Raw genomic sequence first — 24,533 nt, forward strand, 5'->3', positions numbered from 1 at the left:
GGCCAGGGCCAGGGCCAGGGCCAGGGCCAGGGGAGCCTGTCAGGCAGGAGGGCTCCGCGGGGACCTTGGTCCGCGCTCAGCGCGGCGCGGCCGCCGCCGACCCTTCTCGCCCTCGCGCCGGGGACGATCGTCCTGCCGCTCCCCGAGGCCGGCTCCCTCCGGCTGCGGAGGGCCCGCGCGCCGACACGGCCGCTCGCCCCCGGCCCGCCTCTCTCCCAGTGTCCATCCCACCATCGAATGCGCTGGCCAGGAGCGTCGGAGGTCCCGCGAACAGTCGGAGCGGCGGCACCGATCGCCTCTCGCAGCCGCCCCGGCACCCCGTGCAAGGGGCTTCTCGTATGTACTGCCCTTTCGTGTCACATACCGATGCGTACTGCACGGCAGTCGATTGGAGGCCCGGCGTGCACGCGCGGCCCGAGGATGCCTACGGTCGATGCGACGGGCAGCGAAGACCCGTCGGACGCGACAGGGCCCGACCCCGGACCCGCCGTCCTGATCGAGGAGATCGCCTCCATGGCATCCGACGCCACCACCCCATCACCCATCGAGCAGAACGTCGCCGCTATCGACGTCCTGGCGCAGCGCGCCGCCGCCGCCCTGAAGGCGTTCGACGCCTTCGAGCAGGAGCCCATCACCGCCATCGTCCATGCAATGGCGCTCGCAGGCACCGATCAGCACATGCCGCTCGCGCGCCTCGCCGTGGAGGAGACCGGCCGCGGGCTCTTCGAGGACAAGTGCGTCAAGAACCTGTTCTCCACCGAGTACATCTGGAACTCCATCAAGTACGACCGCACGGTGGGCGTCATCTCCGAAGACACCCAGCGCGGAATCGTCGAGATCGCCGAGCCCGTAGGCGTGGTCGCCGGCGTCACCCCGGTCACGAACCCCACCTCCACGGTCATGTTCAAGTGCCTGATCGCGATCATGACCCGCAACCCGATCATCTTCGCCTTCCACCCGAGCGCCCAGCGGTGCTCTGCGGCAGCGGCGCAGGTCATGTACGACGCGGCCGTCGGCGCGGGGGCGCCCGAGCACTGCATCCAGTGGATCTCGGAGCCGTCCGTGGAGAAGACCGACGCGCTGCTGAATCACCCTTCGATCGCCCTCACGCTCGCGACCGGCGGCTCGGGAATGGTGCGAGCGGCCTACTCGACGGGCAAGCCGGCCCTGGGCGTCGGTCCCGGCAATGTGCCGGTGTACATCCATCGCTCGGCGAAGATCGCGCGCACCGTCAACGACCTCCTGCTGTCCAAGACCTTCGACAACGGGATGATCTGCGCCTCCGAGCAGACCCTGCTCATCGACGAGGAGATCGCCGATGCGGTCCTCGCGGAATTCGTCCGCATGGGCGCCCACCTCCTCGACGAGGCCGAGCGCGCGCAGCTCGAGGCGTTCATGGTCTCCGAGACCGGCGGAATCTCCGCCGCCGTCGTCGGCCAGAGCGCCGCGGCGATCGCCGCGGGCGCGGGCCTGTCGGTCCCCGAGGGGACCAAGCTGCTGCTGGTCCCGATGGACGGGGTCGGCGAGGAGCACCCGTTCTCCCGCGAGAAGCTGTGCCCGGTGCTCGGCGTGAAGCGGGTCTCCGGCCAAGAGGAGGGGTTCGCCCTGTCCGAGGCGATGCTCGAGTTCGGCGGACTCGGCCACACCGCCGTCGTCCACGCTGAGGATTCCCAGGTGGAGCGCGAGTTCGGGCTGCGGATGAAGGCCTGCCGCATCATCGCCAACTCCCCCAGCTCCCTCGGCGGCATCGGCGACGTCTACAACGGCCTCATGCCCTCCCTCACGCTGGGCTGCGGCTCCTACGGCCACAACTCCGTCTCCCGCAACGTCAGCGCGGTGGACCTCATCAACGTCAAGCGGATCGCGGAGAGGCGTTCGAACATGCAGTGGTTCAAGGTTCCGGAGAAGACCTACTTCGAGCGCTACTCGGTGCAGTACCTGCAGAAGATGCCGGCGGTGGAGCGGGTCTTCATCGTCACCGACCCCGGCATGGTGCAGTTCGGCTACGCCGACATCCTCATCCAGCACCTCAAGCAGCGGCGGAATGAGGTGGCCTGGACGCTCTTCTCCGATGTGGAGCCGAACCCCACCTCCACCACCGTGTTCAAGGGCGCCGCCCTGATGCGCGAGTTCCGGCCCGACTGCATCATCGCGCTGGGCGGCGGATCGGCGATGGACGCCGCGAAGGGCATGTGGCTGTTCTACGAGGAGCCCGAGGCGAGCTACTTCGGCATGAAGCAGAAGTTCATGGACATCCGCAAGCGCACCTACCGCTTCCCCAAGCTCGGGAAGAAGGCGCAGTTCGTCGCGATCCCGACCACCTCGGGCACCGGGTCGGAGTGCACGCCCTTCGCCGTCATCACCGATGCGGAGACCCACGTGAAGTACCCGCTCGCGGACTACGCGCTCACCCCGAGCGTCGCGATCGTGGACGCGCAGTTCGTCGACACGGTGCCGCGGCGCACCGCGGCCGACTCGGGGATGGATGCGCTGACCCACTGCATCGAGTCCTACGTCTCGGTGATGGCCAGCGACTACACCCGCGGCCTCTCGCTGCGGGCCGGCCAGCTCATCCTGGAGAACCTGCGCGCCGCCGTCCTGGAGGACGATATGGAGGCGAAGGAGAAGATGCACAACGCCTCCGCGATGGCCGGCATGGCGTTCGCCAATGCGTTCCTGGGGATCGTGCACTCGCTCTCGCACAAGTGCGGGGCCGAGTTCGGCCTGGCGCACGGGCGCGCCAACGCGATCTTCCTGCCGAAGGTCATCCGCTACAACGCGACCCGTCCGTTCAAGCACGCGATCTTCCCGAAGTACGAGTCCTTCCGGGCCGACGAGGACCTCGCCGAGTTCGCGCGCTTCGTGGGGCTGCCTGCCGGCAGCACCGAGGAGGGCGTGCAGTCCCTGATCGACGCGGTCACCTCGCTCGCCGAGGACCTCGGCATCGAGATGAGCCTGAAGGCCAACGGGGCGACCCGCGAGCACCTGGACCGCGTGATCGACGACCTCGCCTACCGGGCGTTCGAGGATCAGTGCACCCCGGCCAATCCGCGCCAGCCTCTCGTGGCGGACCTGAAGCGCCTGATCCTGGACGCCTTCGAGGGCGAGGTCGGCTTCACCGGGGCGCACGGGGAGGATCCGTCGCCCGCGACCGAGACCGACACCGAGGAGAGCGGCGACACCGCCGAGCTCGTCGATCCCGTGGACCCGGAAGCCGAGCGCGAGGAGGGCAAAGCCTGAGCGGCCCGCCCGTCGGCACAGCGCAGCGCCCCGCCCACCGCGAGGTGGACGGGGCGCTGCGTGCTTCTCAGCGGGGATCGCGCGAGGCTCAGGCCTCGTCGGTGTCCTCGGTGAGGTTGCGGGTGCGGTTCACATCGACCGGGATGCCGGGGCCCATGGTGGTGGACACGGTGATCTTAGTGATGTAGCGGCCCTTGGAGGAGGACGGCTTCAGTCGCAGGATCTCCTCGAGAGCGGCGACGTAGTTCTCCGCGAGCTGCTTGTCGTCGAAGGAGACCTTGCCGATCATGAAGTGCAGGTTCGCCGCACGATCGACGCGGAACTCGATCTTTCCGCCCTTGATGTCGGAGACGGCCTTGGCCGTGTCCATCGTGACCGTGCCGGTCTTCGGGTTCGGCATGAGGCCGCGGGGGCCGAGCACGCGGCCCAGACGGCCGACCTTGCCCATGAGGTTCGGCGTGGCGACAGCCGCGTCGAAGTCGGTCCAGCCGCCCTCGACCTTGGCGATGAGGTCGTCGTCGCCGACCTCGTCGGCGCCGGCCGCGAGAGCGGCCTCAGCCTGCGCGCCCGTCGCGAAGACGATCACGCGAGCGGTCTTGCCGGTGCCGTGGGGCAGGTTGACGGTGCCGCGCACCATCTGGTCGGCCTGACGGGGATCCACGCCCAGGCGCATCGCGACCTCGACGGAGGCGTCGAACTTCGCGGGGCTGGTCTTCTGCGCGAGACGGACCGCGTCGAGGGGCGCGTAGAAGCGGCCCTCCTCGATCTTCGCTGCTGCGTCCTTGTAGGACTTGCTCTTGAATGCCATGGTGATCAGCCCTCCACCGTGATGCCCATGGACCGTGCGGTCCCGGCCACGATCTTCGCGGCGGCATCGATATCGTTTGCGTTCAGGTCGGGCATCTTGGTCTCCGCGATCTCGCGGACCTGTGCCATCGTCACCTTGCCCACCTTGTCTGTGTGCGGGGTCGCGGAGCCCTTCTGGAGGCCTGCGGCCTTCTTGATGAGCTCAGCGGCCGGCGGCGTCTTGGTGACGAACGTGAACGAGCGATCCTCGTACACGGTGATCTCGACCGGGATGATGTTGCCGCGCTGATCGGCGGTGCGATCGTTGTACGCCTTGACGAACTCCATCATGTTCACGCCGGCGGCGCCGAGCGCGGGACCCACGGGCGGGGCGGGGGTGGCCGCGCCGGCCTGGATCTGGAGCTTGATGATGCTCGCGATCTTCTTCTTGGGAGCCATTGCTCCTCCTCTACTGTCGTGTGGTCCGGGCGGGACTCATCATGTCCCTCCCACCTGTCGCATCGCGGCGCGGGGCCGCTGTGCGCTCGAGCTGGTCGATCAGATCTTGGTGACCTGGTCGAAGGCCAGCTCGACCGGGGTCTCGCGTCCGAAGATGGACACGAGCACCCGGAGCTTGTGATGCTCCGCGTCGATCTCGTTGATCGTGGCGGGCATGGTCTCGAAGGGGCCGTCCATGACGGTCACGGACTCGCCGATCTGGAAGTCCGGCACCTTCTGCGCGATCGCAGCCTTCTGCGCGGCGGGCGAGCGCTTCTTGTCGGGCAGGCCGACGCTGGGCGCGAGGAGCGAGTAGATCTCGTCCACGGTCAGCGGCGTGGGCGAGGTCGCGTTGCCCACGAAGCCGGTGACGCCGGGGGTGTCGCGCACGACTCGCCAGGACTCGTCGGTCAGCTCCATGCGCACGTAGACATAGCCGGGCACGCGCACGCGGCGCACGACCTTCTTCTGCCCGTTCTTGACCTCGGTCGCATCCTCCATCGGGACCTCGATCTGGAAGATGTGCTCTTCCATGTTCTGGGTCTCGATGCGGGTGGTGAGCTGCGTCTTCACGCGGTTCTCGTGGCCCGAGTAGGAGTGGACGACGTACCACTCGCCGATGGCGGAGCGGAGCTGGCGCTTGAGCGCGGCGAGCTGCTCCTCCTCGGTGGGCTCGGCATCCTCGTCAGCATCCGCGGCGGCGTCCTCGAGGGCCGCTGCGACCGCATCGGACTCCTCGGCGGGAGCGGGGGCATCCTCCACCGGGGTGCCGGCGGCGGCGCCGAGGTCGCCCTCGGTCTCGTCCAGTTGCTCCTGCACCTCGAGCTCAGAGGCGAGGTCGAGATCCTCGCCCGCGGCGGGCCGGGGCTCCGAGGAGGAGAACGCAAGGGAGGAGTCGACGCCCTCGTAGGTGTCCTCGAACGTCTCGGACTGCTCGTCCGCCATCGTGAACCTGCTTCCTTCGGCTGGGAGATCTGATCAGGCCTGATCGGCCCGCACGCGCTCGGCGCGGATCTACAGACCGGCGTCAGGAACCACGAAGATGGTCCGCGACAGCCATCCGAAGGCGACGTCGAGGCCGAACACGAAGAGGATCATCGCGAACACGAACGCGAGGACGGTGATCGAATAGCCGATCAGCTCGCGCCGCGTGGGGACGACGACCTTCTTGAGCTCTGCGATGACCTGCCGGAGGAACAGACCGATGGCCACGAAGGGGTTCCGGGACCCGGGCTCCGCGCGACGCTCCGAGGAGGTCGCCGGGGTGGTGTGGCTTGTGCTCACGCTGGTCTGTCCGATCTGGTCGGGGCCATCCGCATCCGGACGGGCGAGTGCCCGGCCGGACGAGCAGGGTAGACAGGGCTCGAACCTGCAACCTGCGGTTTTGGAGACCGCTGCGCTACCAATTGCGCCACTACCCTTCGCGGAGTCGCCTCCGCGGGCCCCTCTTCCGCAGCGCGAGCGCCGAGGGCGATCGCGCCCCGGTGCTCCAGGGCCGGGGTTCAGCATACCCATGCCTCAGGTCGCGGGCGAATCCGCTCCGGCCTAGATCACATCGGCGCCGCCCCGCTGCACACCAGCGCCGCCGCGCCGGGCGGCGCGGCGGCCGGACAGGGGCGCCGCGGATCCGGGATCCGGTGGCACGGCGGTGCCCGCTCTGCCACGATGGGGGCGTGAGCGAGAACCAGAACCCGTCAGCAGCTGTTCCCTCCCCTGCGGTGCCCGCCGGCCCCGCGCGCCGCGTCTCCCAGCGCGTCGGCGCGATCGCGGAGTCCGCGACCCTCGCCGTGGATGCGAAGGCGAAGGCCCTGAAGGCCGCCGGCCGCCCCGTGATCGGCTTCGGCGCGGGCGAGCCCGACTTCCCCACGCCCGCCCACATCGTGGAGGCCGCGCAGGCGGCCGCCGCGGATCCGAAGAACCACCGCTACAGCCCCGCAGCTGGGCTCCCCGAGCTGCGCGAGGCGATCGCCCGCGCCACCGCGCGCACGGACCGCATCGCGGTCGAGCCCTCGCAGGTGCTCGTCACAAACGGCGGGAAGCAGGCCGTCTACCAGACGTTCGCCGCCCTCATCGATCCCGGCGACGAGGTCATCCTCCCCGCTCCGTACTGGACCACCTACCCCGAGGCGATCCGCCTCGCGGGCGGGCGCGAGGTCGAAGTGCTCGCGGGCGCCGACCAGGACTACCTGCCCACCATCGCGCAGCTCGAGGCGGCGCGCACGCCCCGCACCAAGGCGATCCTGCTCTGTTCCCCCTCGAACCCGACCGGCTCGGTGATGTCGCGGGCGCAGATCGAGGAGCTCGGCAGCTGGGCGCTCGAGCACGGGCTGTGGGTCATCAGCGACGAGATCTACCAGCACCTGGTCTACGACGGCGCCGAGTTCACCTCGATCCTGGACGCGGTGCCCGCGCTCGCGGATCAGACCGTGCTGCTCAACGGCGTCGCGAAGACCTTCGCCATGACCGGCTGGCGCGTGGGCTGGATGATCGGTCCGAAGGACGTCATCGCCGCGGCCGCGAACCTCCAGTCGCACCTGACGAGCAACGTCAACAACATCGCCCAGTGCGCGACGATCGCCGCGCTCGACGGGCCGATGGACGAGGTCGACTCGATGCGGGAGGCCTTCGACCGCCGCCGCCGCACGATCCTGGAGCGCCTGAGCGCGCTCGAGGGCTTCCGTGTGCCGACCCCCCGCGGCGCCTTCTACGCCTTCCCCGACGTCACGGCCGTGCTCGGCCGCGAGATCCGCGGCACGCGCGTCACCACCAGCGCGGAGCTCGCCGAGGTCATCCTCGAGCACGCCGAGGTCGCGGCGGTGCCCGGCGAGGCGTTCGGCGCTCCCGGCCACCTGCGCTTCTCCTATGCGCTGGCCGATGCCGACCTGGCCGAAGGCATGGACCGCCTGGCCGCGCTGCTCGCCGAATGACGGCTGGCACGGCCCCTGTTCCGCACGGCATTCCGCACGGCGACCGGGAGGGCAGGCGCGATCTGCGCACCCTGCCGAAGGCGCATCTGCACCTGCACTTCACCGGCTCCATGCGCCGCGCGACGCTCATGGAGATGGCCCGGGAGCGCAGCATGCGCCTGCCGCGGATCCTCCACGAGTCCGAGGCGCTGCAGGTCGAAGCCACCCATCGCGGGTGGTTCCGCTTCCAGCGGCAGTACGACGCCGCGCGCGCGGTCGTGGACGGCGAGCGCGCGATGCGCCGCATCGTGCGCGAGGCCGCCGAGGACGACGCCGCCGAGGGATCGGGCCGGCTCGAGCTGCAGGTCGACCCCACGAGCTACGCCCCGCACGTCGGCGGGCTGAGCCCCGCGCTCGAGATCGTGCTGGACGAGGCGCGCGCGAGCGAGGAGGCGACCGGGGTCAGCATCGGCATCATCGTCGCCGCCTCCCGCATGCGCCATCCGCTGGATGCCCGCATCCTCGCGCGCCTCGCCGCGCGCAATGCCGACCGGGTGGTGGGCTTCGGGCTCTCCAACGACGAACGGCGCGGCATCACCGCCGACTTCGCCCCCGCCTTCCGCATCGCGCGGGACGCCGGGCTCGCGTCCGTCCCCCACGGCGGGGAGCTGCTGGGCCCCGATCACCTCTCGGAGGTGGTGGAGCACCTGCGCCCCGATCGCATCGGGCACGGCGTGCGCGCGGCCGACGATCCCGCGCTGCTCGCCCGCATCGCGGACGCCGGGATCGGGCTCGAGGTCTGCCCCGGCTCGAACGCCTCTCTCGGGGTCTACCCCTCCGCGCGGGACGTGCCTCTGCGGCGCCTGCTCGACGCAGGAGCGCAGGTCGCCCTGGGGGCCGACGACCCACTGCTGTTCGACTCGCGGCTGCTCGCGCAGTACGAGACCGCGCGCCAGCAGGGGTTCAGCGACGCCGAGCTCGCGCGTCTCGCGGCCGACTCGATCCGGCTCTCCCGCGCCCCCGAGGACGTGACGGCGCGCCTGCTCGCGGGTGTGGAGGACTGGCTCGCGGCCTAGCCACGACCGACCCGCCGGGGGCCGACGCACGCCGAGGGTTGCCCGACGGGGGCTCGCGCAGGCCGGCAGCAGGAGCGCTGCCGGCCGACGGCCTCAGAGGTCTCGGCCCGCCCCGGCCTCCGGCTGGGCGAGGAACAGCACGGGCGCGGTGAGGCCCGCGCGTGCGAAGGCGCCCGTGATGGCGCCGGCCACGGCGCCGGCCGCGTCGGCCTCCACGAGCGCGATGGTCGAGCCGCCGAACCCGCCGCCCGTCATGCGGGCGCCGTGCGCGCCGGCCTCCCGTGCTGCGTCGACCGCGAGGTCGAGCGCGGGGACGGTCACCTCGTAGTCGTCCCGCAGGGAGTCGTGGGAGGCGTTGAGCAGCGCGCCCACCTCCTCCACGTGCTCGCGGACGCTGCCGGACGCCAGCAGGGCCTCGAGGTCGCGCACGCGCTGGATCTCGGTGATGACGTGCCGCGCGCGGCGGCGCACGGTGGGGTCCTCGATCGCGCCGAGCGCGGCGTCCAGATCCGCCGGATCCACGTCGCGCAGCGTGGGGACTGCGATGGCCTCTGCGGCCGCTTCGCTGTCGCGTCGGCGCGCCGCGTACTCGCCGTCCACATGGGAGTGCTGTGCGCGCGTATCGGTGATGAGCAGGGCGAGGCCCTGCCCCGCGAGGTCCCAGGGCACCGGCGTGGTGGAGAAGTCCCGGCAGTCCAGCAGCAGCGCGTGGCCCTGCTGGGAGAGCACGGAGGCGGCCTGGTCGAGGCCGCCGGTCGAGGCGCCCGCGAAGTCCGTCTCGGCCCTGATCGCGGCCTGCACCCGCTCGAGCGGCGTCGTGCCGAGGCCCAGGAGGGACTCGAACGCCTCGGCGGCGGCGCACTCGAGCGCGGCGCTCGAGCTCAGACCCGCGCCGAGCGGGACGTAGCCGTCGATCAGCAGGTCTGCCCCGAAGTCCTGCATCTCGCTCTCATCCAGGCGCTCCGTGAACGGCGCGAGCGCCCACAGCACTCCTGCGACGTATGCAGCCCAGCCGCCGGGCTCCCCCGGCGCGAGGGTCCGGGCAACGACCTCGAAGGTCTCCTCCGCTTGGGCCGAGCGCAGGCGCAGCATGCCCGTGGACGTGCGCGCGGCCGCCACGAAGCAGCGGTGGCTGATCGCCATCGGCAGGCACAGACCGTCCTGGTAGTCGACGTGCTCGCCGATGATGTTCACGCGGCCGGGAGCCGAGAAGACGCCCGTCGGCGCATACCCGAAGGCCTCCTCGAAGCGGCGCTCGGCGAGCGCGGCGGCCTCTTCGCGGGGCGGGGCCTCGGACAGTGCGGCACCAGCGGTCATCTCAGTTCCTTCCGGGAGCGGCGGCCGGCACCGGGCGGGCGGTGGGGCGCGGGGCGATGCAGGAGACGGAGGCGGAGGGGATCGGCGCCCCGGCGACGGCGAGCTCGCGGCCCGTCCAGCGGATCTGGTCGATGCGGCCCGCCTCCTGCGCGGCCACCAGGATGTCATCCCCGAGGATCGCGAGGTGCCGCGGGTGCGCGCCGACCTCGATCTCGGAGACCCGCTGCGGCGTCTGCCCGCCGCGGTCGAACGCGGCGAGGGTGGAGGGGCCGCGGTTCGCGAGCAGGACCAGGTGCTCGTCCTCGGACAGGGCGATGTGCGAGACGGGGTTGGGCATCTCCCCCTGCTCGGAGCCCGCGACGGCGGAGGCGGCGGACCAGGCGGGCGTCTCCTGCACGGACGGCGCCCACTGGCCCGCGCCGGAATCCTCCTCGGCGCGGCGGCGCAGCGCCGTGACGATCTCCCCGCTGCGCTCGGCGGCGATGTGCAGCTCGTAGCTCTCGTGGTCGGCGGCGAGGTGGCGCGGTCCGGTGCCCGAGCGGAAGGCGATCTCCCCCTCCATGTCGAGGTGCCCGCCGGTCCCCTGGCGGTAGACGACCACGCGGTCCAGGCCCAGATCGGGGACCGCGATCAGCGCGGTGCCGGGCAGGAGCACGATCTGATGCGGATGCGCCTCGCGGCCCTCGGCGAAGTCGTGGTGGTCGATCACGTCGACCACCTCCACCGGGATGCCCTCGGCGTCCAGGCGGACCGATTCCACGTGCCCCGAGCCGTACTCGGCCACGAGGAGCGTGTCGGCGTCGGGACCGAAGGCGAGATGGCAGCCGCCGGAGCCCTTCAGCTCGAGCTCCCCCACCGCTTCCAGGGAGCGCGCCTCGGCCCCGAGGCGCAGCGCGACCACGCGCGTGGGAGAGGTCTCGGTGACCGCGTAGAGCAGCGCGCCCGAGGGATGCCACAGCACGAACGAGGGATCCGCGAGCTCCGCGCGGGCGAGGACCTCGGCGGAGCCGGCCTCGCCGGAGGGCTGCCCGGGCTGCGGGGGCGTCCAGGAGAGGATCTCCACCCCCTGCCCGTCGCCGCTGCCGGAGACGGAGTAGCAGCCGGTGGCGAGGATGCGGGCGGGAGCGGCGGTCATCGGTTCTCCTCGAGGAGTCAGTCGCGCCGGGATGAGCCGACGTGGAGATCCGCTGAGGGCCCCTGCGCGCTGGAGGCGTCCAGCTCGTCCTGGGCCTCCTGCAGGAGCGACGGCGGCAGTGCCGTCATCTCACCCGTCATGGTAGAGGGTTCCGTGCGGCCTGCGTCGCGCTTCCGCCTCTTGGGCAGGGTGAGGCGCCGACGGCGCACGGTCGAGAAGGGTGCCGAGACGACCGGGGTGTACGCCCAGCCGCTGATGCCCAGTCGCGTGAGGATCCGCGAGGCGAGGAGCTGGCCGAGCACCGCCCCCGCGGCGATGGCGATGGCGATCTCGGCGGCGCCGAACAGCTCGGCCGCGCCCTGGTCCATCTGATCGGGCAGGGCGAGGAGTCCGCGATAGATCCGGCTGCCGGGCACCAGGGGGATGATTCCGCCGGTCACGAACAGCAGCGCAGGCGCGCGCATCCATCGCGCGAGCACCACGGCGATCATCCCCACCAGGAACGAGGCCACCGCCACGGCCCAGACCCGGTCCAGCAGGAGCCGCGCGAGGATGTGGGCGACGACCGCCGAGGTCCCCGCCGCCATCGACATGGGGATCAGGAGCCGGGCAGGGGTGTAGGTGCCCACCCCGTAGCCGATGCCGATCACCACTCCCGAGACGGCGAGCACGAGCACCGACGCCAGGCTGAGCGGGAGGGCGGCGGAGACCGCGATGCTCTGGCCCGTCAGGTGCGCGAGGAGCAGACCTCCGCGAACCCCGGCGACGATGCCGATCGTGAGCATGAGGGTCTCGAGGATGCGGGCGGAGGCCGTCACGTACCACCCGGTGATCGCATCCTGCATCGCGCCGATCGAGGTGAGACCGGCGAGGAGCACGATGATGCACGCCACCACCACGATCGAGGAGTTCTCGACCGGGTTGATCAGGCTCACGACCACGGCGGCGAGGACGCCGACGAACCCGCCGACCGCCTGGCCGAAGAACAGCGGGACCTGCGCGGCGGCCATCAGGCCCGTCAGCCAGATCAGCACCCCGGCGGCGATCGTCGCGGCGAGCACCACCATGGTCGAGCCGCCCAGGCTGAACGCCGAGGCGCCTCCCATGAGGGCGAAGCCCGCGATCATCATGCCGCGCGAGTAGTGGGGCTTCTCCTGCGGGATCGCGACCACGCGCGCCCCGGCCTCCTCGCGCGAGAGGTCGCCGCCGATGTAGCGGTCCGTGACCTCCTCGAACGCCGCCAGGCGCGCGAAGTCGGGGGCGCGCACGCCCGCGGAGCGGATGCGGGTGAAGGGGGTGGAGCGATCATCGGGGAGGTAGGAGAGGGAGACCTGGTTGAAGGTGACCTCCACGACCACGTTGCGCAGTCCCGATGAGCTCAGCACGCGCAGCACCGTCGCGGTCACCTCCGAGGCGGCGGCCCCGTTGGTGAGCATGCCTTCGCCAATGCGCATCGCGAGGTCGAAGATGGCGTGGAGGCGGGCGATGTCGGTCGGCACACGCACGATCGTGTCACACTGGCCGCGGCCGTGCGAACCCTCGCGCGCGCCCCTCCCGCCGGTTCCCGACCCGCCCGGCCGCTGCCCGCCAGAAAGGCTCCCACTCATGACCGACGCACCGCACTCCGCACCCGAGCACACCCCGTCCGAGGCGCTCGCGATGCTCCTGGAGGGCAACGAGCGCTTCGCCTCGGGCGAGCCGGCCCACCCCCGCCAGGACGTCGACCGCCGCACGATGCTGAGCACCGGCCAGGCCCCGTTCGCGGTGATCCTCGGATGCTCCGACTCCCGCGTCCCCGTCGAGCTGCTGTTCGACCAGGGGTTCGGGGACATCTTCGTGGTCCGCAACGCCGGGCACGTGCTCGGTCTGAGCACGCAGGCCTCGGTCGAGTTCGCGGTCGCGCAGCTCGGGGTGCAGGTCGTGCTGGTGATGGGGCACGAGTCCTGCGGAGCGGTCGCTGCGACCGTCAGCTACATCGAGACCGGCGCGGAGCTCCCGGGGCAGATGCCCGTGCTCGTGCGCGAGGTGCGCCCGCACCTCGACGAGGCGCATCCCGCGGGGGATGCGGTCGAGGCGCATGTGCTGGGGACGCTCTCGGATCTGCTGGAGCGCTCGGACCTGGTGCGCGATGCGCGCGCGAGCGGGGACGTCGTGGTCGCGGGCGGCGTGTACGCGCTGGCCGATGGGCGGGTGCGGCTGGTCACCCAGCACTGAGGGCGGGGCGTCCGGGCCCGACGGGGCGCTCGTCGGACCGACGGTCGCGGCGGATCCGTCGACCTGTCGGCCCGTCGACAGGCCGGCCCGTCGGTCTCAGAGGTTCGGGGCGGCCGAGAGCGCGATCAGTCCGGCCCCCAGGGCGAGGAGCACCGCGGCGTCCAGCAGGCGGGTGCGCACCACGAGGGCGCCGAGGCGCTGCGCGGGCACCGCGAGCCGCACGCCCGCCAGCACGAGCATGAGGATCCCCATCGCGCGCCCTGCGAGCGGCACGTTCCCCGCAGCGCCGATCAGCACGATCGCCAGCGCGACCAGCAGTGCGACCAGGAGCGGCCGCTGGCGCCGCAGCGCCGCACGCAGCGTGTACGGCGAGCGTGCACGGGGATCGCGGGCGGGGCGGGGCATGCCCGCCATCGTACGGGGCGCCCGCGAGCGCTCGCGGGACCTGCGCCCGCACGAGGGCAGTCCGTCGGCTCGGACCCGGCGGTGCGCGCGGGCGCGCGGACCGCCCGGATGCGCGAAGCACGGCTAGGCTGGTCGACGGACCGGCAGAGCCGCCGGTCGGACGAGCGAACCGAGGAGCGAGAGCGTCGATGTCGACCCCCACCGAGCACGTGAGCACGATCCCTGCGAGCGAGCGCAGCGGCGGCGCGACCCGCCGCGAGCACGACCTGCTGGGTGACCGCGAGGTCCCGGCGGAGGCCTATTACGGCATCCAGACGCTGCGCGCCCAGGAGAACTTCCACATCACGGACGTCCCCCTCGCGCACTTCCCGAAGCTCATCACCGCGCTCGCGCAGGTCAAGCAGGCGGCCGCACGCGCGAACCACCGCCTCGGCGCGCTCGACGCGGATCGCGCCCGGGCCATCGAGCAGGCCTGCGAGGAGATCGCGGGCGGCGCCCTGACCGATCAGTTCGTCGTGGACGTGATCCAGGGCGGCGCGGGCACCAGCACGAACATGAACGCGAACGAGGTCATCGCGAACCGCGGCCTGGAGATCCTCGGGTACGAGAAGGGCCAGTACGAGCATCTCCACCCGAACAACCACGTGAACCTCGGCCAGTCCACCAACGACATGTACCCGACCGCGGTGCGCCTAACGATCCTGCTGTCCTTCCCGAACCTCGCCGAGGCCATGGACGGGCTGATCGGCGCGTTGCGCGAGAAGGGCGACGAGTACGCCCACGTCCTCAAGATGGGCCGCACGCAGATGCAGGACGCCGTGCCGATGACGCTCGGCCAGGAGTTCCACGCCTGGGCCACGACGATCGAGGAGGACGTCGAGCGCCTCACCCGCACGGCGCGCCTGTTCCGGGAGATCAACATCGGCGCGACCGCGATCGGCACGGGCATCACCGCCGACCCCCGCTACTCGCAGCTCGCCGCGCAGGAGCTCAGCGCGATCACCGGCATCGAGTTCTCGGTCGCCGCGGACCTGGTCGAGGCGACCTCCGACACCGGGGCGTTCGTGACCTTCTCCGGCGTGCTCAAGCGCATCGCGGTGAAGATCTCGAAGATCTGCAACGACCTGCGCCTGCTGAGCTCGGGCCCGCGCGCGGGCTTCGCGGAGATCACCCTCCCGGCCGTGCAGCCCGGCAGCTCGATCATGCCCGGCAAGGTGAACCCCGTGATCCCCGAGGTCGTGAACCAGGTGGCCTTCGAGGTGATCGGCAACGACCTCACGGTCACCTTCGCCGCCGAGGCCGGGCAGCTTCAGCTCAACGCGTTCGAGCCGGTGATCTGCTTCAACATCCTCGAGAGCACCCGGGTGATGACGCGCGCGATGAGCACCCTGGCCGATCGCTGCATCCGCGGCATCGAGGCGAACCATTCCGTGCTCGAGAACTACGTGGCCCACTCGATCGGCGTGGTCACCGCGCTCGTCCCGGTGATCGGCTACACCGCGGCGACCGAGATCGCCCAGCAGGCGCTGGAGTCCGGCCGCCCCGTGGCGGACCTCGTGCTCGAAGCCGGACTGCTCGACGAGGAGCACCTGCGCGTGCTCCTCTCCCCCGCGATGATGACCCAGCCCCACCGCGCGACCGTGACCGGCACCATCCCGGTCATCACCGATCCCGCGACCGACTCGGGCGAGGTCGCGCGCGTGGTCCCCGACGGCGCGACCACCGCCGAGGTCTGAGAACCCTCTCTCGTCGCCGGCCCGGCGCCGCCTGAGCCCCGGCGTCGCCTCAGCTCTGCGATCGCCTCGGATTCGTCCCGGACCAGGGACGCTTCCGGGTTCCGTCGGCGCGTCGCGCGCTTGGACGGCGCCCGACGGAGGCGTACCGTCGGAGGGTGGCGCTCACCCGCCGTCCGATCGCGCAGCGCGAGCGGCGGTGCCCCGCGCCGGGACCAGGGGGAGCGATGGGGAGCTGAGACGAGGAGATCCTGTGTCGCACGACGAGTACGAGGGCGCGCACCTGCCCGGGAACCGCGGGGCCGACGGCTTCGACCGCGGGGCTGAGGATGCGGGGCGGGACCTGGATGCCGAGGTCTTCGGCTCCGAGGCGCAGGGATCGGCGGGCGCCTCGACCGGGCGCACCGAGCGGGGTCCGGATCGCACGGGACGCCGCGCGGTCATCGCCGGCGGAGCGGTCGCGCTCGCCGCGCTCGGCGGCGGGGCCGCCGCGCTGATGGTCGTGAACCGCGACCGCCTCCCCGTGATCGGCGGCGGATCCGACGGCGGCGGCCGGGCGCCCTCGCGCACCGACGCGACCACCGCCCCGCCCCCGCCTCCGCCCGCGGAGGTCGCGCGGGCGGCTGTCGCGGCACTGCCGGACCAGTCGGCCCTCGTCCCCGAGCTCGCGACCACCGACCTCTCGCGCACCGGGATGCTGGTCTCCTTCCCCCGGATCCCGGGGGCGCGCGGCCTCAGCGAGGCCATCGACATCGCCGCCGGCAAGATGCTGCGGGAGCGGCTGTTCCGGGGGCAGAGCGCGACGCTCACGGCGGCGGGGCGCGTCATCGCCTCCGGTTCCGGCGTGCTCGGCGTGCTCCTGGACGCGACCGACGAGCAGGGCCCCAGCGCGAGCCTGCTGTGGTATCGCGCCGAGGGGGACCGCCCCTTCACCTCCCCCGCCCTCGTGCGCGCCGAGAGCTGGGGCGCCCTGCGCGACGCCGTCCTCTCCGCGGCGGCCGGCGTCGAGGGCACCGATCCGGAGGAGCTGCGCTCCCTCCTGCAGGAGCAGCCGCGGCCCTTCGGCAACGGACCTGCGCTCCTCCCCCAGGCCGACGGCGCACTCCAGGTGCTCTTCCCCTCGGCCAGCGCCGGCGGCTCCCGCGGCGAGCTCGTGCTGACCGTCCCCGCCGCGACCGCCGCCTCCCTCCTCTCGGAGGACGGCGCGGCGGTGCAGCAGGCCCTCGCCGCCCCGGCGCCCTTCGATCCCTCGCTGCGCACGGCGCCCGGGGACTCCCATGACGGCGACGCGCTCTACGTGCTGCCCGCCGAGGTGGACGCCCCCGCTCCCGCCCGCGTCTCGGAGGCCCCCGGTCCCCGCACGCAGCTCGCGCCCCTCGTCGGCGACGGAGTGCGCCCCGCGAGCGTGGTCGCGCCGGACGCCTCGCGCCTGCGGTCGGTCTCCCTCACGCTGGACGACGGCCCCAGCCCGGATCTGAACGCCCGGGTCCGCGGGGACTTCGCCGCGGCTCAGGCCGCCGCCACGTTCTTCATGATCGGCCAGTCGGTCGCCGAATGGCCCGATGCCGTCGCGAAGACCTGCGCCGACGGCCATGAGATCTCCAGCCACTCCTGGTCGCACCCGCAGCTCACGAAGCTGAGCGCCGACTCCCTCGCGAGCCAGCTCCAGCGCACCACCGACGCGATCATCGAGGCGTGCGGCCGCGTCCCGTTCTCGATGCGCCCGCCGTACGGCGCCCGCAACGGGAACGTCGACGACGCCGCCGCGGCCCTCGGCCAGAGCGTGCAGATCTGGGACGTGGACACCCTGGACTGGCAGAGCAAGAGCCCCCAGAAGATCATGGGCCACGTGGACAGCGAGACCCGGCGCGGGTCCCTGATGCTGATCCACGAGATCCACCCGACCTCCGCGGAGGCGATCCCGATGATCCTGGACTGGTTCGCGAGCAACGGCTACACGACGTTCACCTGCGCCGAGCTCGGCCAGAACCAGATGTACGCCGGCTGCCACTACACGCGCGGCCTCGTGCACGGCCACGTCGTCACGGGGCCCACCGGCTCCGCGAGCGAGGGCGGGGGTGCGAGCGACGGCGGCGGCCAGGGCTGAGAGCCCCGGATGCGCAGACGGCGCCTGCCCCCAGCGGGGGCGGGCGCCGTCTGCGCTTCACGACCGGCGCGCGCGCCGGGTCAGGGCCGCGAGCGCATCACTCGTCGGCCTCCTCCTTCTTGCCGCGCATGACGAGCTTCGGATCCGGGGTGCCGACAACCTCGTGGTTCTTGTCCTCGTACTCGAACTGCGAGAGGAAGTAGCGCATCGCGTTCACGCGGGCGCGCTTCTTGTCGTTCGAGCGGATGATCGTCCACGGCGCGTACTTCTTGTCGGTGCGCCGGAACATCTCCTCCTTCGCCTCCGTGTAGGCCTCCCAGCGGTCGAGGGACTCGAGGTCCATCGGGGAGAGCTTCCAGCGGCGCACCGGATCGAGCTGGCGGATCGCGAAGCGGGTGCGCTGCTCCTTCTGGGAGACGGAGAACCACAGCTTCGTGACGTGGATGCCGGACTCCACCAGCATCCGCTCGTACTGGGGCGCCTGGTTCATGAACGCCTCGTACTCCTCGTCGGTGCAGAAGCCCATCACGCGCTCCACGCCCGCGCGGTTGTACCAGGAGCGGTCGAACAGCACCATCTCGCCCTCGGTGGGGAGGTGCTGGGTGTAGCGCTGGAAGTACCACTGGCCGCGCTCGCGGTCGCTGGGCTTGTTCAGGGCCACGGTGCGCGCGGTGCGAGGGTTCAGGTGCTCGGTGAAGCGCTTGATGGTGCCGCCCTTGCCGGCGGCGTCCCGGCCCTCGAAGATGATGATGGCCTTCTTGTCGTTGTCCTCGAGCCAGTACTGGAACTTCAGCAGCTCCACCTGCAGCTTGTACTTCTCGAGCTCGTACTCCTCGCGATCCATGCGCGTGTCGTACGGGTAGCCCTCCTGCCAGGTGTACACGGGGTTGCCCTGGGGATCGATGAGATCCGGATCCGGGGTGTGGCCGTCCTGGACGGTGTACCCCTCGTCGCGCAGGTGCTCGATGTACTCGCGCAGGCTCTGGTTGTCCGGGATCCTCACGGGGGCCTCCTCTAGGGGGAACGGCGTGCGGCCTCATCCCTGAGCCCGCACGCGCACGGTGTCATGCGCCCCACGATAGGCGGTGAAGATGGCGCCCGGGTGAACACAGGTCCCGGGCGCCTCCTCGACCCCCGCGCGGCTCAGTGCGCGAAGTGCCGCGTGCCCGTCAGGTAGAGGCTCACGCCGGCGTCGGCGCAGGCCTGGATGACCTCGTCGTCGCGGATCGATCCGCCCGGCTGCACGATGGCGCTGACGCCGGCCTCGATGAGGATCTGCACGCCGTCGGCGAAGGGGAAGAACGCGTCCGACGCCGCGACCGCGCCCCGGGCCCGCTCCGGAGCCTGCTCGCCGTCGGCGTGCTCGCCGAGGCTGTTGGCGCGGGCGACCGCGAGGCGGCAGGAGTCCAGGCGGTTGACCTGGCCCATTCCGATGCCGACGGCCGCGCCGTCCTTCGCCAGCAGGATGGCGTTGGACTTCACCGCGCGGATCGCGCTCCACGCGAAGGCGAGGTCCGCGAGGGTCGCCTCGTCGGCGACCGGGCCGGCGGCGAGGGTCCAGGACTCGGGGGCATCGCCCGGCCCCTGGTAGGTGTCGGCGTCCTGCAGCAGCCATCCGCCGCTGATGCGGCGCTGCTCGACGCCGGGGCGCTGGTTCTCGCCGATCTGCAGGATGCGCAGGTTCTTCTTCGTGCGCAGCACCTCGAGCGCATCGTCCTCGAAGCCGGGCGCGGCGATGACCTCGGTGAACACGGGCTTCACCTGCTGGGCCATCGCGAGGGTGACGGGGCGGTTCGCGGCGATGACGCCGCCGTAGGCCGAGACGGGGTCGGTGCCGTGGGCGCGCGCGTGGGCGAGCGCGATGTCCTCGCCGTCGGCGCAGACCGCCGCACCGCAAGGGTTGTTGTGCTTGGTGACGACGACCGCCGGGCGCTCGTGGTCGAAGGCGGCGCGGATCGCGGCGTCGGCGTCCACGAAGTTGTTGAAGCTCATCTCCTTGCCGCCGAGCTGCTCGGCGGAGGCCAGGGAGCCGGGGACGTCCAGCGGCAGCAGGCGCGCGCGCTGATGGGGGTTCTCGCCGTAGCGCAGGGTCTTCACCCCGAGCTCCGCGGCCTCCGCCTCGTCGAGCTCGAGGAGCTCCGCGATCGCGTCGCCGCCCGGAGCGCCCGCCGCGTTCGAGTCCTCCTCGTCAGGGGCGTCGACCTGGGCGAGGGTCCAGTCGGCGATGGCCTGGTCGTAGTCCGCGATGCGGCCGAACGCGACGGCCGCGAGCTCCTGGCGCTCGGCGCGCGTGAACCCGCCCTGACCGGCGGCGCGGCCGGCGAGCGCGTAGTCGCCGGCGTCGACGACCACGGCCACCGAGGCGAAGTTCTTCGCGGCGCTGCGCACCATGGCGGGCCCGCCGATATCGATCTTCTCGATGATCTCCTCGAAGGTGCCGCCCGCGGCGAGCGTCTCCTCGAACGGGTAGAGGTTCACGACCACGAGGTCGAAGGCGGCGATGCCGTGCTGCTCGAGCTGGGAGCGGTGGCTCTCCAGGTTCCGGTCGGCGAGGATCCCGCCGTGGATCACGGGGTGGAGGGTCTTCACGCGGCCGTCGAGCATCTCGGGGCTGCCGGTGACCTCGGCGACGTCGACGACGGCGAAGCCTGCGTCGCGGATGGTCTGCGCGGTCGAGCCGGTGGAGACGATCTCGACCCCGGCCTCGGAGAGGGCGCGGGCGAGGTCCACGAGCCCGGTCTTGTCGAAGACGGAGACGAGGGCTCGGCGGATGGGCTGGCGATCGGACACGGTGCTCCTTGGGAGTGGGGGGCGGTGCGGTGCGGGCAGGTTCAGGCGGGCTGGGGGGCGGGGGCGGCGGCGAGGCTGCTCACGACGTCGACCAGCATCTCGCGCTCGACGACCTTGATGCGCTCGTGCAGGGTCTCCTCGGTGTCGCCCTCGTGCACCTCGACGGCGCGCTGGGCGAGGATGCGGCCCGTGTCGATCCCGGCATCGACCTCGATGACCGTGGCGCCGGTGATCTTCACGCCGTGCGCGAGAGCGTCGCGCACGCCGTGGGCGCCGGGGAACGAGGGCAGGAGCGCGGGGTGGGTGTTGATGATGCGGCCGGGGTGCGCGGAGAGCACGGCGGGGCCGACCAGCTTCATGAATCCGGCGAGGACCACGAGATCCGGGAGCGCCCGGCCGGAGAGCTCGGCGATGGCCGCCGCGAGGGCCCGGTCCCAGTCGGCCCGGGTGGGGTGGTCGCGCAGCGGCACGACGGCGGTGGGGATCGCGGCCTGCCGGGCGTGCGCGAGGCCGGGGGCGTCGCCGTCGGCCAGGACGCCGACGATCTCGAACGCGGAATCCGGGGCCTGGGCCGCCCGGATCAGGGCAGCGAGGGTGCTGCCGGTGCCGGAGATCAGGACGATGATGCGCGCTGGAGCCACTCCCCCAGGGTAGTCCAGGGGCGGACGCCCAGGCGGGACCGGCACAATGGCGGCGTGAGCAGCCCAGCACCCGAGTCCCCCCGGCCCGCCGCGAGCGAGGAGCCCTCCGATTCCGCGCGGCGGTATCGGCGCGCGCTCTATGCGCTGCTCCTCGCGCTGATCACCGCGTGGCTGCTGATGCTCGCTCCCCTGCCGCTGTCCCTCGGCGCCGGCATCGCGGGCCTCGTCGCAGCGGTGCTGCTGGTGCGCATGGTCATCGCCGCTTGGCGCGACGGGCGACGCCCGATGGCGATCGTCTCGGCTGCCATCGGCTTCCCCGCCATCGCCTCGATCGTGCTGGGCGCGGTGCTCGGAGCCCTGTTCTACGGCCCCATGTCCGAGCTCGAGCGCTGCCAGTCGCGCGCGCTCACCCATGAGGCGCAGCGCGCCTGCCAGGAGGATGTGCAGAGCTCCGTGGTCAGCTGGCTCGAGGGCATCGGCGGCTGAGTCCTGCCGACGGCCCGCGCGCTGCGGGCCGCAGGCGTCAGCGCAGCCCCTGGCGCGGGCTGCGCGGACCGCGCGGAGCTCGACGAGTCACCGGCTCCTCGGGATCATCGGCGAGGGCCTCGCTTCCCGTGCCATCGTGCGCGGCATCCGGGCCGACAGCTTCCGTGCCGACGGCGCCCGCGCCCTCGGACTCGAGCGCTTCAGCGCCTTGCGCAGTGTCGTCTGGCGCAGTTCCGTCTGGCGCAGTGTCGTCGGCCCCCGCAACATCTGCACCATGTCCGGGCCTCTCCGACGCGGCGCTGCTCTCCTCCCCGTCCGTCCCCTCCGAAGCCGGGTCGGCCTCGGCGTGCGCTGTGAGGGCGGCGGCCTCGGCGGCCATCGCGGCGCGGCGCTCTCGGCCGGCGGCCGTCATCGGCACCGCGGGATCCTGCGCTGCGGGGCGCTCCGCGCGCTCGACGGCCTCCGCCTGCTCCACCCGCGCGCGCAGCCCGGTCAGCTGCCCCCGGATCCACGGCAGGGCAGGGCTCATGCAGATCGCGCAGGTGAGAGCGCTCGTCACCGCCACGATGATCGTCAGCGGGAGCAGGAGGGTCCCCACCTGCGGGCCGAGCTCGGCGAGCGCCTCCTGGCCGATGCGCCCTGCGCACAGGGACGCGAGGACCAGGATGACGGCGATGAGCAGGATCGGATAGGCCAGGAGCAGGATCCAGCGCTCGCGCGGCGCCGCCGCGGCGGCGCCGTCGGCCAGTCGCACCGCCCCGGCGGCGATCGCCGCGACCGGCAGGAGGGCGAGCAGCCAGAACCACCAGGGCGAGGCGCCCGGGGAGGGCACGATCGCGAGCAGCGGCAGCGCGGGCAGCACCCCTGTGGTGGTGCCGCCGAGGGAGATCGCGGTGCCCGTGCCGATCGCGACCGTCCCCCCGAGGAGCACGACCACGGCCCACACCGCCGCGAGCGGGAGCAGGGCGAGCTGCAGGAGCGTCAGCACCGCCCCGCCGACGGCGCCGGGGGCGAGCTGCCCGAACAGCGCCGAGATGGCGGACAGGCGCACTGCGATCATCACCGTGCACGCGAGCATCCCGCTCGCGAGCAGCCCCAGCAGCGCGATCCCGAGCGCGCGCACGAGCGCTCCCCACGGCGAGGGGATCAGGTCCAGGAGCCGCACGGCGGGGATGCTGCCGTGCGCGGGACGGCGCAGCGCCGCGAGGCAGCCGGCCGCCCCGCCGAGCAGCGCGAGCAGCAGCGCGGAGACGACGGCGGAGGCGATCACGGGCTGGACCAGGGGCGTGCGCGCCATCGCGGCGAGCAGCCCGATGCCCGCGGCGTAGACCGCGACGAACAGGGCCAGACTGGTCGCAGCGTCGCGCAGGGCGTGCGGCCGCAGCCTGCCGTCGTCCTGGACGAGGAGCAGGGAGCGCGCGGCGCGGCGCATGGCGAGGCCCGCGACGATGGCGAGCAGCGCCGTCAGCCCCAACGGCAGCAGCGTGATCGAGCCGGTGATGGTGCCTGCCGGGAGCACGAGGCTGCCGCCGTGGGCGAGCACCAGTGCGCTCAGCCCGAGCAGGATCGCGTCCAGCAGGCCCATCCCGCCGCCGCTGCCCGCCTGCGCGGCGATCGCGGGGATCACGGCGAGACCGAGGGCGCTGAGCAGGCAGACCATCGCCGCGATCAGCCCGCTGAGCACGGGGGCGGCGAGACGTTCCGGGCTGCTCGCGAGGGGCATGGGCGTGCGCTCCATCCGTCAGAAGTCCGGCCTCGCGGGGAAGGGTCGAGGCCGCGGTCCACTCTCCCCTCCCCGGCGGCGGCAAGTCCAGCGCGCAGGTGCCGTGTCGCATAATCGTGCTGATGTCCATCTCACCCCCGCCCCTGGATCCTGCGCGCGCGACGGCGAGCGCCCCTCCCGGCGCGGCCGATGCGCTGCCGGTGCTCCACGTGCGCACCCTGCGGATCGAGGAGAGCGCGGACGTCCTGGGCCACCTCCCCGCGGGCCTGACCGCCGCGTGGCTGCGCCACGGCCAGGGGCTCGTGGGCGTCGGCGCCGCATGGGCGCTGGAGACCGCAGGCCCTGACCGGTTCCGCACCGCCTCCGTGCGCTTCCAGGCGCTGTGCGCGCAGGCGAGGATCGATGACGAGGTGCGCGAGCGCGGCACGGCGCTGATCGCCTTCGGCTCCTTCTCGTATGCCGCGGACTCCGCCCGGCCCTCGCGACTGCTGGTGCCGCGGGCGGTGCTGGGATCAGCCGAGGGCTCGGCATTCCTGACCCTCGTCGGCGTCGATGAGGAGCCGGAGGTGCCGGGCGACTGGCGGGACCTGTTCCCGACCACCCCGTCCGCTCCCCCGGCGGCGCAGGTCGAGGTGGAGACCGAGCACACGAGCGTGCACTACCAGGCCCTGGTGGGCGAGGCGATCGAGCGCATCCGCGCCGGCGAGGCCGACAAGGTCGTGCTCTCGGAGAGCACGCACCTGCGGGTGGATCCGGCTCCGCCCGTCGCGGCGATGGTGCGTCGGCTCGCCGCCGCCTACCCGAGCACGTGGACCTACCACCTGGGCGACGTCCTGGGCGCCTCCCCCGAGATGCTGGCCGACACCGATCGCGGCCGCGTGTTCTCCCGCGTGCTCGCGGGCTCGCGGCCCGTGGCCGACGGGGCGGAGCTCGCGGAGTCGGATCGCCGCGCCTTCCGCGCCGATCCGAAGGAGCGCTCCGAGCACGCCTATGCGATCGACTCGGTGACCTCGCGGCTCGCAGATCTCACGGTCGACCTCGCGTCCTCCCCGGAGCCGTTCGTGCTGCGCCTGCCCGGCATCGAGCATCTCGCCTCCGACGTCTCCGGGCACCTCCGCCAGGGCGTCAGCAGCCTCGACGTCGCCGGGGCCCTGCACCCCTCGGCGGCGGTGAGCGGGAGCCCCCGCGAGGCGGCCGACGCGATCATCGCCCGCCTCGAGGACCGCGATCGCGGCGGCTATGCGGCGCCCGTGGGATGGATGGACGCGCGCGGCGATGGCCAGTGGGCGATCGCCCTGCGCATGGCGCACCTCGAGGGACCGGGCGCGCTGCGGGCCCAGGCGGGCGGCGGCATCGTCGAGGGCTCCGACCCCGTGCTGGAGCACGCCGAGGCGATCGCGAAGACCCGCCCGATCCTGCGAGCGGTCCGCGGGGACTGAGCCCCAGCCCTCGGAGCAGCGGCCGCAGGGCCGGGCG

At 72.5% G+C, this 24,533-nt stretch carries 20 protein-coding genes and 1 tRNA gene; 8 read left to right on the forward strand and 13 right to left on the reverse strand.

Annotated features, from left to right (window positions below; all coding sequences use genetic code 11):
* The first annotated feature begins 513 nt into the window (after positions 1-513).
* Positions 514-3,240, forward strand: a complete 2,727-nt coding sequence (adhE, locus tag Bequi_RS05375; RefSeq protein ID WP_249736937.1) for a bifunctional acetaldehyde-CoA/alcohol dehydrogenase — start codon at positions 514-516, stop codon at positions 3,238-3,240.
* 88 nt (positions 3,241-3,328) lie between these two features.
* Here the strand turns inward: adhE and rplA are convergent, their stop codons facing one another.
* The 5 genes from rplA to Bequi_RS05400 all read right to left on the reverse strand — a co-directional run bounded on the left by rplA (position 3,329) and on the right by Bequi_RS05400 (position 5,945).
* On the reverse strand, positions 3,329-4,048 hold the full coding sequence (gene rplA / locus Bequi_RS05380; protein ID WP_249736938.1) for a 50S ribosomal protein L1: 720 nt from the start codon (positions 4,046-4,048) through the stop codon (positions 3,329-3,331).
* A 5-nt stretch (positions 4,049-4,053) separates the two neighbouring features.
* Positions 4,054-4,485 carry a 50S ribosomal protein L11 gene (gene rplK / locus Bequi_RS05385; protein WP_249736939.1) on the reverse strand — a complete coding sequence of 144 codons (432 nt, stop codon included), beginning with the start codon at positions 4,483-4,485 and terminating at the stop codon, positions 4,054-4,056.
* Between the two features lie 99 nt (positions 4,486-4,584).
* A complete protein-coding gene (gene nusG, locus Bequi_RS05390) occupies positions 4,585-5,469 on the reverse strand; it encodes a transcription termination/antitermination protein NusG (protein WP_249736940.1) in 885 nt (294 codons plus the stop codon).
* 69 nt (positions 5,470-5,538) lie between these two features.
* A complete protein-coding gene (secE, locus tag Bequi_RS05395; protein ID WP_249736941.1) occupies positions 5,539-5,808 on the reverse strand; it encodes a preprotein translocase subunit SecE in 270 nt (89 codons plus the stop codon).
* Positions 5,809-5,872: 64 nt separating this feature from the next.
* Positions 5,873-5,945: transfer RNA gene (locus Bequi_RS05400), tRNA-Trp, on the reverse strand.
* Between the two features lie 297 nt (positions 5,946-6,242).
* Here Bequi_RS05400 and Bequi_RS05405 point away from each other — a divergent pair.
* Together Bequi_RS05405 and Bequi_RS05410 are read left to right on the forward strand one after the other, a co-directional pair.
* The gene (locus Bequi_RS05405; protein ID WP_249737392.1) at positions 6,243-7,451 is read left to right on the forward strand and encodes a pyridoxal phosphate-dependent aminotransferase; all 1,209 of its coding nucleotides are present in this window, start codon (positions 6,243-6,245) and stop codon (positions 7,449-7,451) included.
* Positions 7,448-8,506: an adenosine deaminase gene (locus Bequi_RS05410; protein ID WP_249736942.1), complete on the forward strand. Its 1,059-nt coding sequence runs from the start codon at positions 7,448-7,450 to the stop codon at positions 8,504-8,506. The genes Bequi_RS05405 and Bequi_RS05410 overlap by 4 nt, the downstream gene beginning before the upstream one ends.
* Before the next feature lie 93 nt (positions 8,507-8,599).
* On the opposite strand, the gene galK is transcribed toward Bequi_RS05410, so the two are convergent.
* Genes galK through Bequi_RS05425 form a run of 3 tightly spaced genes read right to left on the reverse strand, consistent with a single transcriptional unit; the run spans position 8,600 to position 12,457 of the window.
* A complete protein-coding gene (galK, locus tag Bequi_RS05415) occupies positions 8,600-9,823 on the reverse strand; it encodes a galactokinase (protein WP_249736943.1) in 1,224 nt (407 codons plus the stop codon).
* A 1-nt stretch (position 9,824) separates the two neighbouring features.
* The gene (locus Bequi_RS05420; RefSeq protein WP_249736944.1) at positions 9,825-10,958 is read right to left on the reverse strand and encodes a lactonase family protein; all 1,134 of its coding nucleotides are present in this window, start codon (positions 10,956-10,958) and stop codon (positions 9,825-9,827) included.
* 17 nt (positions 10,959-10,975) lie between these two features.
* The gene (locus Bequi_RS05425) at positions 10,976-12,457 is read right to left on the reverse strand and encodes a threonine/serine exporter family protein (RefSeq protein WP_249736945.1); all 1,482 of its coding nucleotides are present in this window, start codon (positions 12,455-12,457) and stop codon (positions 10,976-10,978) included.
* 106 nt (positions 12,458-12,563) lie between these two features.
* Between Bequi_RS05425 and Bequi_RS05430 the strand changes: the two genes are divergently transcribed.
* Positions 12,564-13,172, forward strand: a complete 609-nt coding sequence (locus Bequi_RS05430; protein WP_249736946.1) for a carbonic anhydrase — start codon at positions 12,564-12,566, stop codon at positions 13,170-13,172.
* 96 nt (positions 13,173-13,268) lie between these two features.
* Here Bequi_RS05430 and Bequi_RS05435 read toward each other — a convergent pair whose 3' ends face one another.
* A complete protein-coding gene (locus Bequi_RS05435) occupies positions 13,269-13,577 on the reverse strand; it encodes a DUF3017 domain-containing protein (protein WP_249736947.1) in 309 nt (102 codons plus the stop codon).
* A 188-nt stretch (positions 13,578-13,765) separates the two neighbouring features.
* On the opposite strand from Bequi_RS05435, the gene Bequi_RS05440 reads away from it, so the two are divergent.
* Both Bequi_RS05440 and Bequi_RS05445 read left to right on the forward strand, forming a co-directional pair.
* Positions 13,766-15,313, forward strand: a complete 1,548-nt coding sequence (locus Bequi_RS05440) for an aspartate ammonia-lyase (RefSeq protein WP_249736948.1) — start codon at positions 13,766-13,768, stop codon at positions 15,311-15,313.
* A gap of 250 nt (positions 15,314-15,563) precedes the next feature.
* Positions 15,564-17,417 (forward strand): polysaccharide deacetylase family protein, encoded by a 1,854-nt coding sequence (locus Bequi_RS05445; protein ID WP_249736949.1) that lies wholly within the window; start codon positions 15,564-15,566, stop codon positions 17,415-17,417.
* A 97-nt stretch (positions 17,418-17,514) separates the two neighbouring features.
* Here Bequi_RS05445 and ppk2 read toward each other — a convergent pair whose 3' ends face one another.
* From ppk2 to purN, 3 genes are all read right to left on the reverse strand, one after another.
* A complete protein-coding gene (gene ppk2, locus Bequi_RS05450; protein ID WP_249736950.1) occupies positions 17,515-18,420 on the reverse strand; it encodes a polyphosphate kinase 2 in 906 nt (301 codons plus the stop codon).
* A 140-nt stretch (positions 18,421-18,560) separates the two neighbouring features.
* On the reverse strand, positions 18,561-20,207 hold the full coding sequence (gene purH / locus Bequi_RS05455; protein WP_249736951.1) for a bifunctional phosphoribosylaminoimidazolecarboxamide formyltransferase/IMP cyclohydrolase: 1,647 nt from the start codon (positions 20,205-20,207) through the stop codon (positions 18,561-18,563).
* 41 nt (positions 20,208-20,248) lie between these two features.
* Positions 20,249-20,848, reverse strand: a complete 600-nt coding sequence (gene purN / locus Bequi_RS05460) for a phosphoribosylglycinamide formyltransferase (protein WP_249736952.1) — start codon at positions 20,846-20,848, stop codon at positions 20,249-20,251.
* A gap of 54 nt (positions 20,849-20,902) precedes the next feature.
* Here purN and Bequi_RS05465 point away from each other — a divergent pair, with 54 nt between their 5' ends.
* Entirely contained in the window at positions 20,903-21,334 is a 432-nt protein-coding gene (locus tag Bequi_RS05465; RefSeq protein ID WP_249736953.1) for a hypothetical protein, read from the forward strand.
* A 37-nt stretch (positions 21,335-21,371) separates the two neighbouring features.
* Here Bequi_RS05465 and Bequi_RS05470 read toward each other — a convergent pair whose 3' ends face one another.
* Positions 21,372-23,057, reverse strand: coding sequence for a cell division protein PerM (locus Bequi_RS05470; protein ID WP_249736954.1), 1,686 nt, complete (start codon positions 23,055-23,057; stop codon positions 21,372-21,374).
* A gap of 122 nt (positions 23,058-23,179) precedes the next feature.
* Between Bequi_RS05470 and Bequi_RS05475 the strand changes: the two genes are divergently transcribed.
* Positions 23,180-24,496 (forward strand): isochorismate synthase, encoded by a 1,317-nt coding sequence (locus tag Bequi_RS05475; protein ID WP_249736955.1) that lies wholly within the window; start codon positions 23,180-23,182, stop codon positions 24,494-24,496.
* Positions 24,497-24,533: the final 37 nt, after the last annotated feature.

The organism is Brachybacterium equifaecis, assembly GCF_023509525.1.
GTDB classification, from domain to species: domain Bacteria; phylum Actinomycetota; class Actinomycetes; order Actinomycetales; family Dermabacteraceae; genus Brachybacterium; species Brachybacterium equifaecis.